The organism is Bremerella alba (assembly GCF_013618625.1).
Lineage (GTDB): Bacteria > Planctomycetota > Planctomycetia > Pirellulales > Pirellulaceae > Bremerella > Bremerella alba.
In genome coordinates this window covers 22,951-36,826 of the sequence record NZ_JABRWO010000014.1, presented here as the reverse complement: position 1 = coordinate 36,826, position 13,876 = coordinate 22,951, and the positions used below count along the sequence as shown (strand labels likewise).

Annotated in this window: 10 protein-coding genes; 3 read left to right on the top strand and 7 right to left on the bottom strand. The window is 54.6% G+C overall.

Going from position 1 to position 13,876, the window contains the following annotated elements:
* Positions 1-140: 140 nt before the first annotated feature.
* The 6 genes from HOV93_RS21800 to ftsH all read right to left on the bottom strand — a co-directional run bounded on the left by HOV93_RS21800 (position 141) and on the right by ftsH (position 9,888).
* Complete coding sequence (locus HOV93_RS21800; protein WP_235990787.1) at positions 141-1,001, bottom strand: ABC transporter permease; 861 nt, start codon at positions 999-1,001, stop codon at positions 141-143.
* On the bottom strand, positions 998-1,993 hold the full coding sequence (locus HOV93_RS21795) for an ABC transporter permease (RefSeq protein ID WP_235990785.1): 996 nt from the start codon (positions 1,991-1,993) through the stop codon (positions 998-1,000). Before HOV93_RS21795 ends, HOV93_RS21800 begins: the two co-directional genes overlap by 4 nt.
* 11 nt (positions 1,994-2,004) lie before the next feature.
* Complete coding sequence (locus HOV93_RS21790) at positions 2,005-3,510, bottom strand: ABC transporter substrate-binding protein (protein WP_207398669.1); 1,506 nt, start codon at positions 3,508-3,510, stop codon at positions 2,005-2,007.
* Positions 3,511-3,688: 178 nt separating this feature from the next.
* Positions 3,689-6,406: a serine/threonine protein kinase gene (locus HOV93_RS21785; protein ID WP_207398668.1), complete on the bottom strand. Its 2,718-nt coding sequence runs from the start codon at positions 6,404-6,406 to the stop codon at positions 3,689-3,691.
* 237 nt (positions 6,407-6,643) lie between these two features.
* Positions 6,644-7,783, bottom strand: coding sequence for a ribosome small subunit-dependent GTPase A (gene rsgA / locus HOV93_RS21780; RefSeq protein WP_207398667.1), 1,140 nt, complete (start codon positions 7,781-7,783; stop codon positions 6,644-6,646).
* 41 nt (positions 7,784-7,824) lie between these two features.
* Positions 7,825-9,888, bottom strand: coding sequence for an ATP-dependent zinc metalloprotease FtsH (ftsH, locus tag HOV93_RS21775; RefSeq protein ID WP_207398666.1), 2,064 nt, complete (start codon positions 9,886-9,888; stop codon positions 7,825-7,827).
* 179 nt (positions 9,889-10,067) lie between these two features.
* Here ftsH and HOV93_RS21770 point away from each other — a divergent pair, with 179 nt between their 5' ends.
* Positions 10,068-10,532 carry an NUDIX hydrolase gene (locus tag HOV93_RS21770; RefSeq protein WP_207398665.1) on the top strand — a complete coding sequence of 155 codons (465 nt, stop codon included), beginning with the start codon at positions 10,068-10,070 and terminating at the stop codon, positions 10,530-10,532.
* On the opposite strand, the gene HOV93_RS21765 is transcribed toward HOV93_RS21770, so the two are convergent.
* Positions 10,483-11,631 (bottom strand): hypothetical protein, encoded by a 1,149-nt coding sequence (locus tag HOV93_RS21765; RefSeq protein ID WP_207398664.1) that lies wholly within the window; start codon positions 11,629-11,631, stop codon positions 10,483-10,485. The genes HOV93_RS21770 and HOV93_RS21765 overlap by 50 nt on opposite strands.
* 262 nt (positions 11,632-11,893) lie before the next feature.
* On the opposite strand from HOV93_RS21765, the gene HOV93_RS21760 reads away from it, so the two are divergent.
* Both HOV93_RS21760 and HOV93_RS21755 read left to right on the top strand, forming a co-directional pair.
* Positions 11,894-12,175 (top strand): acylphosphatase, encoded by a 282-nt coding sequence (locus tag HOV93_RS21760; protein WP_207398663.1) that lies wholly within the window; start codon positions 11,894-11,896, stop codon positions 12,173-12,175.
* A gap of 60 nt (positions 12,176-12,235) precedes the next feature.
* Positions 12,236-13,807, top strand: a complete 1,572-nt coding sequence (locus HOV93_RS21755; protein WP_207398662.1) for an ABC transporter permease — start codon at positions 12,236-12,238, stop codon at positions 13,805-13,807.
* Positions 13,808-13,876 lie beyond the last annotated feature (69 nt).

Below are 13,876 nucleotides of genomic sequence, written 5' to 3'. Positions count from 1 at the left end.
CATGAATAGCCGAAACGGGTCTATTCTGCGAATTTCTTATCTCATTCTTATTGAATTCACGTCGATAATTACGGCCTCGACTGGCAATCCGTTCAATTTTTTGCGAGAAAAGCAGGACTTCTCGCTAGCAGAAGGACGCTTTAAAAGCTTCTCGTTCGACGACTCAATAGTTCTCTTAGGCCATCGCCGAAGAGATTGAACCCCAAAATTGTCAGAGAGATGGCGATCCCCGGAGCAACCGCAGGCCAAATCGTTACGTGTAGCTCCCCCTTCGCTTCGACTAGCATCGACCCCCACTCGGCGTTCGACGGATCGCCAGCGATTCCCAGAAACGACAGGCCAGCCACTTCCAGGATCGCGTGACCAAGCCCTAGCGTAGCCAGTACCCAGATCGTTCCGCTGACCGCCGGTAGAAATACGAATGTCACCAGATAGAACGGTGAAGCCCCTGCCGCAATGGCCGCTTCCACATAGGCCGCATGCTTGAGTGAGAGCATTTCGGCACGGATCTGCCGAGCAAAGACCGGCACATTGATCAGAGCCACCGCAAAAATCACGGCCGTCCAGCCAGGCCTCATGGCCGCGATCACCAGAAAGGCAATCAGCAAACTGGGAAACGAAAGCCAAATATCGATCAAACGCATGACCAGCATATCGACTCGGCCACCTCGATATCCGGCCAGTAATCCTAGCCCCACACCGACCACCACCGCGCAGCTGATCGATGTGACGCTCGCAATGAGAGACAGACGCGATCCGTAAATTACCCGCGTGAGGACGTCTTTTTCATTCGTGTCGGTCCCCAGCCAATGCGCAGCACTAGGCGGTTGGTTCTTACCGTCGCGATGGTCAGGCCCATATGGCGAAATCACGCCGGCGAAGATCGCACAAAACACAAACGTAAAAATAAGCCCTCCCCCTATCCATAGCCCTGGGACTCGAAAGAGCCGCGTGCGAATCGAAGGAGCACTAGTGGTTAGTTCGTATGAAGCGGAACTCAACTTCGGTTGCCCTCACGTAAACGAGGATCAAAGACGAGAAACAGCACGTCCAGGGTTAGGTTGAGCGTGACAAAAAGGCCAGCCAAAACTAACGCACACGCCTGCACCACCGCATAGTCGTAGTCGCGAATCGCATCGACAACGTATCTTCCCAGACCAGGCCAGTTAAAGACCGTTTCGGTCAGGATTGCTCCGGAAAGAAGCATTCCCAATTGAAAACCCACAATGTTGAGTACCGAAAGAGAAGCATTGGGAAACGCATGTCGGACGATCATTCGCAGCAGACTAGCCCCTTTCGCTCGTGCCGTTCGCAAATAATCTGCATCCAGCACTTCCAGCATGCTGTTGCGGGTAACGCGAGAAACAACGGCCAAGGGAATCGTTGACAGGGCTATCGCTGGCAGGACCAAATGTCGGGCACTGACCGCCGCTAGTTGAAACTGTCCCGTTAGCAAAGCTTCAAAAAAGTAAAACTCGGTATGCAATTGATGCTGCGTGCCAGGTGGCAGCCGGTAACCGGTAGGCATCAGTGGAAAAGCGACAATCAAACAGATCGCCAGGAAGAAGACCGGGATACTCACTCCTAACAGAGCAATGGCCATCGAGATCCAATCTGGCCAAGCGTTTCTCCATAGAGCCGCGATCGTTCCCACAAAAACACCGACCGGAATGGCAATCAGCATAGCCGCGAATGTCAGTTCTAGCGTAGCCGGTACGGCCTGCCCTAACCGGGAACTAATTTTCTCGCCCGGTCGAGCGAACGATTCGCCGAGATTGCCTTGGGCCATTTGTCCGACGAAAGTAATCGCTTGCTGCCATAAAGGTTTATTCCAGCCACGCTCTTCCATTTCCTTTTCGATCTTCTCCGGAACGGCATGCTGACCGAACTGGGCAATGACCGGATTAGCCGGAAGTACGCGAACAGCAACAAAGATAGCCAAAACCGCAATCAACATCGTAACAACGGCCTGAGCGAGCCGCTGAATAAGCATCGCCCACACCATTATTGCTCCGCGATTCGAGCAGATTTTAAGCGAACCTGCGACGAAGGATGCAGCTTGTACCCTTCCACAAAATCGCGTTGGGCAATCCGCACGGGAACGTGAACCAGTGGCAATACCGGTGCGTCTTCAGATATCAACTGTTGAGCCTGCTTGTATAGTTGAGTTCGCTTTTCCTGATCGAGTTCAAACTGAGCCGCATCGAGCAACTTATCGACCTCTTCGTTCTTGTACTGACTCAGGTTGTTACCACCAATTTCGTTGATATTTTCTGAATGCAGCAGCGTATGCAAAAAGTTGTGTGGATCGGCGATATCGGCACTCCAACCGCTCAGCCCTAACTGATGCTCGCCTCGCGTCATTCTTTGAAAGTGTTGGCCGATGTCATTGGTGATGATTTCAATCTGAAACCCGACTTTCTCCAAAGCATCTTTAATAAAGATCGCCGTCTGCCGAGGTTGTTGCATGTAAGGACGAGGCTGGTCCATTACGAACAACTCGAGCTTCAGCGGCAATTCAAAGCCATACTTCTGAGAAGCTTCCTGTAAAAGCTGTTTTGCCTTTTCCGGATCAAACTCTTTTTCCGGAACATCGTCGCTATGCCCCCACAGTGTTGGCGGAACCATCGACTTGGCCTTTTGAGCATGTCCTGCATAGGCAACCTCGATCAGACGATCGCGGTCGATGGCATAACCAACTGCCTGACGCACCTCAGGCTTATCGAGAGGTGGCTTTTGTGTTTGCATGGTGAGATAGCCGATGTTGATCCCCGGAGTCGATTGCACGACCACCCCAGGCGTCTTTTCCAAGCCATCGACTTCCGACGGCGGCAGATTGTCGGCAATATGAATTTCACCTCGTTTAAGCTGCGTTACGCGTATCGAACTTTCCTCGCTTGGCAAAAAGACAACACGCTCTATGCCGACCGGCTCTCCCCAATAATCGTCGAAGCGTGACAACACGATTTCCTGCTTGGGCTTCCAATGCACAAACTGAAATGGGCCAGTCCCCACCGGATGACGTGTGAAATCGGCTCCGTACTTCTTAACGGCCGTGGGGCTCACAATCCCGGAAGGGAACATGGCAATATTGGCCAGAAAGGTCGCTTGCGGTTGCTTCAGCGTAAACTTCACCGTCAAGTCATCGACCGCTTCGATGTTCTCGATCTGCGAATAGCTCGAGTAGTAAGGGATAATGTTGCTATGCACGTGCGGATGATCGGGATCCAGAATCCGCTGAAATGTAAAGACTACCGCCTCCGCGTCGAGGTGCGTTCCGTCGTGAAACTTGACGTCAGGGCGTAGCTTGAAAGTCCATTCGAGCCCGTCGTCACTCGTTTCCCAAGATTCTGCGAGGCCGGGAACCAGGTCGAGCGTCTCATCATCGTAAGCCACCAACGGCTCAAAGATATTCACGATGACTTTGACCGACTCGCCTATATCAGTGTGAATGGGATCCAACGCGTTCGCATCGCCACCCCGCCCATAGATGAGCGTATCGGTGACCATCGGCGAACCGCTACCACACGCGGTTAAAAAACTGAGACAGAAAAGAAGGCAACTAGACTGAAAAACTCTCGAAAATTCCATGCGGCCATTCACGTTGTCGGCTTGGGATGGGTGAGAAAGCCCGATTCTACATTTCGAGTGTGCCAGACGGCAACCTGAACAGCCGACAGACTTTCGATCAATTTGTGGCCGCTGCCCCAGTACCACTCGCTCCAGAGAGGGGCGATTTGATAAAGGGAAGCTCCCTAAAATCGATGCCGGCGTTGCGTTCATCCGGTCGAACAGCCGGGTTTTCGCTGAAATCGTCCAGCAGCAGATAGTCCGCCGGCAGCCGTTTCGAGTAGGAAGTGGCCGTCGGTAAAGGACTCGCCCAAACCGATTCGCTGGGTTCGGAAAACAGATCGTCCCACATCATTTTCCAGCGGGTATAGTCTACCGACGTCTTGCTGGTCATCCCGGCGGTCGACTCGATAAGCATCATCTCTCGCGAAGACATGCCCATACAATAGACGTTATCCTCACACTCGAAATCGAGCGACTTCGAGAGTTCGTCAATAGACTGCGTTGAACTTCGCTGCAAGAGGAACGGCTTCGATTTCCCCCACGTCACAATGCAGTCGTTCATCGGAACCTTCAGGGGAATCGTCCAGGTTCCTTCTCGCTGAAAAACACTGCTGCCGGTGTCGATCGTGCAACTGGCCAGCTTGAACTGCACGATTCCGCTGACCTCTTTCTTGGTTGCCATCGAATTCGAGCTGAGCAAATTTCCTGAAATCGCCAGCAAGCTGTTTTCACAACTGACCCGCAGTGGCTGCTGACCGTTGGTGCGGATCAAGCTCGTTTCGCCACAGACCATCGAGTTCTTCACGCGGACGATGCTGTAGCGTGCCATGCTAAGCGAGGAAGGTGCCGCCGACTCGACCGGTGTTGAAAGAGCCGAAACAACCGACGTCGCCCGACGCAGGGTCTCCGGGATCATCATCTCGTCGTCCCGCTGGACGGTCACTTGGCATCCATCCAGTTCCAACTCGGCGTTCTCTAATCGAAACAGCGACCATATCCGCATGGAAACCGGAGGCAAGGCAATTTTGACGTGAACTTGTTGCAGCGAAAGTTTATTCGAACTGACCAGAATCATCCGCTCGAGTGGTTCAAACTCTTGCGGCCGAAAAACGATTTCCGGCGAATATCCCGCAGCCGCACGAATCGTGAGACTAGCGTTATCCAGGATCAACGGGCGTTCAACACCTAACTCGCCCGAATAGCGTAGCTCGATCGTATCCAAACCAGGATCGGCCTGAGCCTTGGCGATTGCCTCGTAAAGAGTTGCCGCATCGGTCGGAACGGCAATGACATTCTTGGCCGCTATTGGCATCGAAGACGACCCTGTATCGGACGTCGGAGGGACCTCGGCATCGGCAACTGCCGGTGTTTTCGTCGCTGGTTCAGGCACCGGCACCAGCGACTTGCTGCCTGCGTCGGAGACGTTATCGACAACTTTCGGAGAGTCTACGGGAATAGGTTTGGTATCTTCGATGGGCGTAACGGTGTTAGAACTCGTTCCCTTGCCAGGCTTGCTGCCAGAGTCAGGCACCGCCGGCTTCTCAGGCGTCGCGATCGGCTGCATTTCCGCAGCGTTAGAAAGATTAGGCTTCGCGTCGGAAATAAAGCTGTCATCTTGCGCCGACCAGATGGCTTCCAACACGAATACCACAACCAGCAAAATGATCGCCGGCATCACCCACGGCAGGTGCCGCTCGATCACCGTGCTACGCTGCTCGGTGGTCGGAACGTATACCGCCGAGGTCACGTGCGGTGCGGCTAGGTTAAGATCATCGATCAGTAGCAGCACCGCAGCGATCAGTTCTCCCGGCTTCTGATATCGATCGTTTGGGTTCTTCGCCATCAATCGGCTTAAGATTTGGACGACTTCGTCCGGCACTTCGGCTCGGAACTCGCGAGGATCTGGCGGCTCTTCTCCACTGTGGCTCAGCAATTTCTGCAGTACGGTGCCTTCCGGGAAAGGAGGCCTGCCGGTGAGCATGAAGAAGAACGTACATCCCAGCGAATACAAGTCACTTCGCACGTCGGCACTGCGTGGGTCGCGTGCCTGCTCTGGCGAAATGTAGTCGAACGTGCCAAGGGTCATGCCTGACGCCGTCAGATCGCTGTCTTGCGAGTTGACCTGATGAAGACGCGCCAGGCCCATGTCGACCAGTTTGGCCCGATGCTGGGAGTCGACCAAGATATTGGACGGCTTGATGTCACGGTGCACCACGTCGCGTGCCGATGCGTGATCGAGGGCCTCGGCCACTTGCACGAGGTAACTGACGGCCAGTTCGATTTCGAGAGGCCCCGTTCTTTCGACTTCATCGCGGATGTTCGTTCCGTCGATGAACTCAAAGACAATGTAGTTCCACCCTTTGTCTTCGCCAACGAAGTAGACCCTAGCGATATTGGGATGATCTAAACGAGCCGCGCTTTGGGCTTCGTTACGGAAGCGTCGGACCGTATCTTCTTTGGTGTTGTGTTCGCCAGAAAGAACTTTCACCGCCACGCGGCGATCAAGCTGGGTATCGTGTCCACGAAAGACGGCCCCCATGCCGCCGGCACCGACAAACGCATCGAGTTGAAAGTGCCCCAGCGTCTGGCCAACCAATTCCCTACCCAGGGTCAATTCGGCTACGGAAAGGGTACGGCTCGTTGAATCTCCGACGTGCCCCTTCTGGGTAGAAATAACCGTAGGGGGCTCTTCTAGAAAGTTTCGACCATCCGGCAAATGATCGGCCGTAGCCGAATCGCTACCGCGAGGATCCGATACGTCGCCCGACGACGGTGCGAACGGACCGCGACCACGTGCTTGCGAATCGTCTGAATCTCTCGGGGAATCGGGCATCAATCTTGTTGCCTAAAAACTTGATCGCGCTGGCGAAAAGTGGACTTCAGCGCTCACGGCCAGGGTGATAAGAAGCCGTGCATCTTCCTTTAAGTATTGTATCCAAGCAGAGAATTCTCTCCATTAAAAGTTTACCAGTTCACCCAGTTGATACTGCGGTGAAGTCGATCTGAGCCGAAATATTCGTCTAATCGCCCCAACACCCACCCCCATTGCGTGGGTATTTAACCTAATGACCTAGGCCGAATCGCCGGCAAATATCTGGCAATAACTCTCATACCGCCGAGTATCGAGAATACCATCGGCGACTGCGTCCTTCACGGCACAATCGTTTTCGTGCGTATGGGTACAGTTCGGAAACCGACAATGGTTGATAAATGGACGAATATCACGAAACAGCCCTGCCACTTCCTCAGGAATGATGTCCCAGAGCTGAAACTGGCGAATCCCAGGCGTATCGACCATGTGACCTGACGTCGCCAGCGGAATCAATGAAGCCGTGGTGGTCGTATGCTTGCCCTTTTCATTTTCGCGGCTGACGGCATTCACCCGAAGATTGAGCCCAGGCTCGATGGCATTTAAGAGGGACGACTTCCCCACCCCGCTCTGCCCCGACAACACGGTATCTTTCCCGTGCAGGGCTCGCCGTAACCTTTCGATGCCGATCTCTTCGATGGCCGAAACCATGTGGACTTCGTACCCCAGGCTACCGTAAACCCCAACGATCGTCTGCAACTGAGCCGGATCCAGAAGATCGACTTTGTTAATACAAATGATCGGGCGAATCCCGGCATACTCGGCCGTGATGAGGTAGCGGTCAATTAAGTTGGGTTTCAGCCCCGGTTCAGCGGCACTGCCCACGATGATCACCTGATCGACGTTGGCGACGATAACATGCTGTCGGCTGCGGCTCGAACGACTAAGGACCCCGTAGCGGGGTTCGACGCTCTCGATGACCCCCTCGCCCTCACCACTAGGACGAAACCAGACATGATCGCCGGCGGCGACCACATGCCGAGCATCGGTCGCCATCGTCTTGAGCAGTCGGCGCGTAGCACACTGATAAACCGACTTGTCTGGGGCTTCGACATGGCTAATCAGGCCTTGCACGCGTAGCACGCGTCCAGTCAGACACTCTTTATCGACATGGATCGAGAAACTCTCGGCGTTATCTCCATCGCCCCCTTCCTGGCCGACGATGGTCCGCTTGCGGGTCAATTCGCCTTTGCCAGAAATTCGTTCGCGATGGACCGACTTATCGACATCGAATTCGTCGCGATTGAAGTTCTTGGTGATGTCCCCTTGCCGTACTTTCTGGGTACGATTCTTACGGAACTCCACGCGGCGTTTTTGCTGGCCCTTGCTTTTTTTCGCCATGAAAGCTCTTGTCCTCTCTCTTCGTGTACGCGAGAGGAAACTTAGTTGGACTCATCTGCCTTGATGAATTCCGTGTTGATCTCAGGAGCAGGCGAGATATGCCCGTTCGAGGCGATTTCCATTTCGGAATTCAGCTTGCTCGCTTTCGAGCGATGCACCGAAGGCCCGATCAACTCTTCAACTTCGCGATCCGAAAGCTCTTCGTGCTCGCAGAGCGCATTGGTCAGTTTGATCAGCTTATCCTTATTGACGGTCAGGACGTCGATCGCCTTGTTGTGAGCTTCATGCAAAATGCGTGCGACCTCGTCATCGATGATCTGCATCGTGTGTTCGCTGAAGTGGCGATTCTCATGGATTTCGCGACCGAGGAACGGGTCTTCTTCGGTGATCTTGTAATTCACCGGCCCCAGACGCTCGCTCATGCCCCACTGGGTCACCATCCGGCGAGCCATTCGAGTGACACGTTCCAGGTCGTTCTCAGCCCCGGCGCTCAATTCATTGTAGGCGATCTTTTCCGCAGCCCGGCCACCCAGGATGAAGGCCAACTGATCGTACAGTTCGCTTTCGCTGATGTTCATGCGGTCTTCTTCGGGTAGCGTCTGAGTCACACCCAAGGCCCGCCCGCGGGGGATCACCGTCACTTTGTGCAGGCGATCGACCCCTGGCAACAACCAGGAAAGCAGCGCGTGCCCTGCTTCGTGGTAGGCGGTCTTTTCCTTCTCGCGAGCCACCAAGGCTTCTTCACGCCGCGCACCCATCAAGATTTTGTCGCGAGCGTATTCGAAGTCTTCCATCGTCACCGCGTCGCGGTCCTGACGGGTTGCCCACAAGGCGGCTTCGTTAATCAGGTTGCGAATGTCCGCACCGGTCAGCCCCACGGCACCGGCGGCCAGGCGATCGAGCTTAACATCGTCAGCCAGCGGCACGTCCCGCACGTGAACCTTAAAAATCTCGATGCGTCCCTTAAGCGTCGGTCGATCAACGGTGATATGCCGATCGAATCGACCAGGACGTAGCAGTGCCGGGTCGAGGACATCTGGCCGGTTGGTCGCCGCAACGACAATCACCGTCTCGCCTTGTACGAACCCGTCCATTTCGCTGAGGATCTGGTTGAGCGTCTGCTCGCGCTCGTCGTGACCGCCGCCCAGCCCTGCTCCACGCTGACGACCGACCGCGTCGATTTCGTCGATGAAGATAATCGAAGGGCTGTTATCCTTGGCCGTCTTGAACAGGTCACGAACGCGGCTGGCACCCACGCCGACAAACATCTGAATGAATTCCGAACCGTTGATCGCATAGAACGGCACACCCGCCTCGCCCGCGATGGCCCGGGCCAAAAGGGTTTTGCCGGTACCCGGAGGGCCCACCAGCAACACGCCCTTGGGGATCTGGCCGCCCAGGCGTTCAAAACGCTCTGGAGTGCGGAGGAAGTCGACGATCTCCATGAGATCACTCTTCACGCCTTCCAGACCAGCCACATCCTTGAAAGTAATCGCTTTGCGGGTCGCTTCGTAGCGTTTGGCAGGGCTTTTGCTGAACCCCGAAAGGAAGCCACCCCCCATAATTTGATCGCGGCTACGGCGGAAGCTATTCCAGATAATGAACAGAAACACCAGCGGCAACAGCATAATGACGATCCAGATGATCGACTGCATGGCCCTTGAGGAGTTGTCGTAATCCCAACTCAAGCCTGGCTGCTTCTTCTTCTGCTCTTCGAGCATTTTCGTCAACGACTCGAACGCCGGCGAATCCTGCGACGCGACCCGCGTCCGAAACGCTTTCGGCCGTTTGATGGGATTATTATCGGAGTCCTCTTTGACGACTTCCTTCCCGTCCTTGATTTCCATTACGTTCAACGGGACCTTCAGCTCGCCACGAGCTTCCATATCCCCTAGAACGACTTTTTCGACATTGCCCTTTTTAAGCTGCTCTTCAAACTCGGAAGTTTTCAGCGTGGTATAAGGGGAGTCTGCGGTCGAGATCAGCATCAAGACAACGGCAGCAAGCAAGACGCCTAATGCGACGACGGTAAAATTAGGCCGCATTCCGCCACCTCCGTTGGGGCGTTCATTTGGCTGATCTTCGTTACGCGGATTTTCCGCCATGCAATTATCCTTTGCAGTCGGACAAGTTCACGGTTATTTAACCATCTATACGCCGCTACATTGTAGCAGTTAATAGGTTTCCATGGCGTGGGCTGATCGAATAATCGCCCCGCACATGAACAACCGACAATAATTATTGCCAATAAACAACTTAAGTAAAAAGGGGCCCCCTGACTATCATGCCTCAAAAGAGCAATATTCCCATCCGAAAGCGAGCGGTCGTAGGGGTGATTCTCCGCCACAATAAGTTTTTAACCATCCGCCGCAGCCAATTGGTTGTCGCTCCCGGTAAGGTCTGTTTCCCCGGCGGTGGCATCGAGCATGGCGAATCCGAGCCTCAGGCTCTCGTGCGGGAAATCCAGGAAGAACTCGGCGTAACCGCGACTGCCGGAGTTCGGCTTTTTGAAACGGTCACGGCTTGGGGAACATCGGTCGCGTGGTGGCATGCCCACCTAGAACAGGATGCCCAACTAGTGCTTCACGCTGCCGAAGTCGCGGAAACACACTGGCTCACGCCGCAGGTCCTTTTGCGGGATCCCGATTTACTTTCCAGCAACCGAGACTTCTTGGTCGCCTGGGGCCAATCGACGTTCGCTATTCCGGGAATAGCGGTTCCTCCCGATTGGAATGAAATTTCCGGTTGAAAAGCTCGGGATCGAACTCGTCGCGCGTCTCAGGCTTCACTTTCTCGGGCACGCCCTTCTGAGGCGGCGACCGATAAGGACGCTCGCGGCCTCCCATCGCGGCATTGGCATTGCCGCCAAAAATCGGGTTTGGTGGTGTCGACGGAAGGGGTTTCGACATCGCCGGGCCGGGGTCGGCCAGGGCCTTAGGAACGCTGGATGGTGCATTGAACGATGCCGGAACGATCGATGAATCGATATGATTTCGCTGCGGTCGAGGCCCCCGAGAAGCGGCGTACACCCACGCCTGGATCGCTCGGAGTTGTTCCGGCGAGAGATTCGGAGCATTTCCATCTCCGTGCCGGGTAGAACTCTTCACAAGTAGTTGGCTCTTTTGAGCTTGCTCGTAGTCGATGAAATGAAGTGCCGCGTTCATGTTGCGTACCGTCATTCGCTGTGGGATCGAGCGAACATTCTCAAATTCGACCAGCCGAAACGCATTCTCCGAGTTCTCGGCATGGCAACGACTTGCGGCGCAACTATTCAACATGATGGGCTGAATCGTGCTGGTGTAGTACCGCACCACTTGTGGCGAAAGAGACGGATCAGGCTGGTCGTTTTCGACTTCGTCGAGCATCCGCTCTGGCTGAGTCACCGGCAATGAATACTGGACAGTCTCGACCTTGCCGAGGTTGTTTCGTTCGTTCAGCTTCACCTGATATAAGCGTCCCAGACGGATGACTTCCGGATGGTCAGGCCCTGACCTCAAAGCGATCGCGTGGTGATAGGCAGCCTCTTCCCACAGTTCGAGTCCCAGGCACCAGTTGGCCAGCTCGACATGATCACTAAGGGTCGTTGTGCCTACCTGAGCCTTTTGCCTTAAATAGGCTTCTTCAATCGACTTCGAGGCAAACGCGACACGTTCGGCCGGTAGCCGAATGACCGAGTCTTCGTTGATCGCCAATGAATAGAACTCACCCTCCTGCGTAATCTGCCCCTGCATGGCATTGCCATTGGTCAGGACTAGGACGCCTTGATAGGGTGCCGTGTTTGGCGGCTGGGCGCACAGAACCGACACGAAAGTGAGAACAAGGGCGAGTGTAAGGCTGATGTTTTTCATAGTGGCGAGACGCTACCAAGGAGTCTGCTTTAGCGTCAATCTCAGAATCTGGCCACCTTACCACCCTACAGGACGGTATGGCCGGGGTCGAAAGGCCCCGCTATTCGTTCAATCCCGCATAATACCGGTGAAGAAAACTTAATAGGGCGATCCATCCAACATCTTGCCACGTATAGAGTTTCCGTACCTAGCTGATTCCCTCTGCGTGAACTAAGATGATGGCTTGCTATTGCTATCGCGCGGTTGATGAAGGGGTAGTGACATGACGGACGAGCCAACCCGAATGCATGTGGTCTTTTCCGGACATGTGCAAGGCGTCGGATTCCGGCAATCCGCTACCCAAATTGCGAAGTCGTTTCCCGTGGTTGGCTGGGTGAAGAACCTTCCCAGTGGCAACGTGGAAATCGTCGTCGAGGGAACCAAATCAGCATGCAGCGATTTCCTGGCTTCTATTCGTGACCGAATGTTCGAGTACATCAGTGACGTGGAATGCCAGTGGACGGAACCTACCAACGAATTTGAGACTTTCGAGATCCAGTATTAATTCAACCCTCGCGAAGTAGCGTTTTCGTCTGCTTCGTGCCCGAAAACTTGCAATTTCCATATGATCCCGATCAACTCTTCCCTGTTTGGTTTTTTCTTTTACATCGCCGAACTTAATCGCGAGCATCTGGCCACGGCCATTTGGTTGTTCGCTGTTGGTGTGGTGCTTGGCATTTTGGCAGTTGCCCTGTTGTGGGCCCTTCTGCTGGCCATTTCGCCAAAACTAGGCGGACGCTGCACCCAGGCACTGCAAGGCCCGGTCTTGATGCCGATTTCGGTGGTGATGGGCATCTGGATCTTTATGGCCTTCGCCCTACTGCCGATGGTCAGCAACCCGATTGGGATCCTTAATTCTCTGAAACAAATTCCGACAACCGGAGAGTCGTCGACTGAAATTGTCGTCCCGGTGGCCTCCGGCGAAGTCGACCAGTTCGGAAATGTTCCGGCTGAATCGATCGAAATTACCGTGTTGACCGATCAATTGCGTCACATCACCGTCGACAGCACCGGCAAGATCGAACTCGTTGCCCGACTGCAAGGTACCGATGAAGACGTGGTCGCGTTCGACGTGAGCGGTGGTGAACGTTTCGAGTGGCGTCGTGGTGACCGTGGCACGCTGCTGCGGAAGATTCCATCCGGCGAAACAATTGATCTCTATGCTCGAAACATCACGAACTCTGATATTCAAATGGATATCACCATCGTTACCGAGCCAGAGCACATCGAAGCCGAGTCGATCTTCTTCATCGCAACGCTGGTCTTCCTGATTTATGGCAGTTTCTTCGCCATGGTCTGCCTATTGCCGAAGATGTCGGCCATTGCCGAGGCGACCGTGCGAAGCGAAATCTATCAACTCCTGTTTTTGATCTGTGCGGTCGTGGGCTGCTTGTTCATGGTGGCCTCGATCTACATTCCCTATCAAACATTCGGCGAAGACATCAAAGTGCTCAAGCATACCTGCCTGCAGGCCATGATGGTGCTGGGAATCGTCGTCGCTATTTGGGCTGCCAGCCGCAGTATTTCCGAAGAAATCGAAGGACGAACGGCCCTCACCCTGCTCTCGAAACCGGTCAGCCGCCGTCAGTTCGTGCTCGGTAAGTTTGCCGGTATTGCTTGGCTGGTAAGCGTCCTGTTCATCATCATTAGTTCGGTCTTCGTGGTCGCAGTCGCCCAGAAGCCGATCTTCGACAAGCGTGAAGGGGCAACCGTCGAGTACGAAGGAGAAAAGGGCATCACCTGGCAATTGCTCCATCACGAAGCCATGACCGTCGCCCCAGGCGTGCTGCTGGTTTTCATGGAAACCCTGGTTCTCGCAGGCGTCTCGGTCGCGATCTCTACGCGACTTCCTATGGTCGCCAACTTCATGCTGACCTTCGGCATTTGGGCACTAGGACACTTAACGCCCTCAATCATGGAGGCGTCCGTCGAAGGGTTTGAACCGGTGCAGTTTGTGGCGAGTTTCGTCGCGACCATATTACCGGTGCTCAAGAACTTCGAGATTTACGGCGCCATCTCGGCCGGTCGCGAGATCCCCATGATGTACCTCGCAGGTGCCGCGATGTACACCGTGCTCTACGGAGCACTCACGATGCTACTGGCCCTGATCTTGTTTGAAGATCGCGACCTGGCTTAGGGTGCCAGTCGGCTCCGAGATAAATGGATGGCCCAGTTTTTTTGCTTGGGTCAGTACATGCGGCTAGTC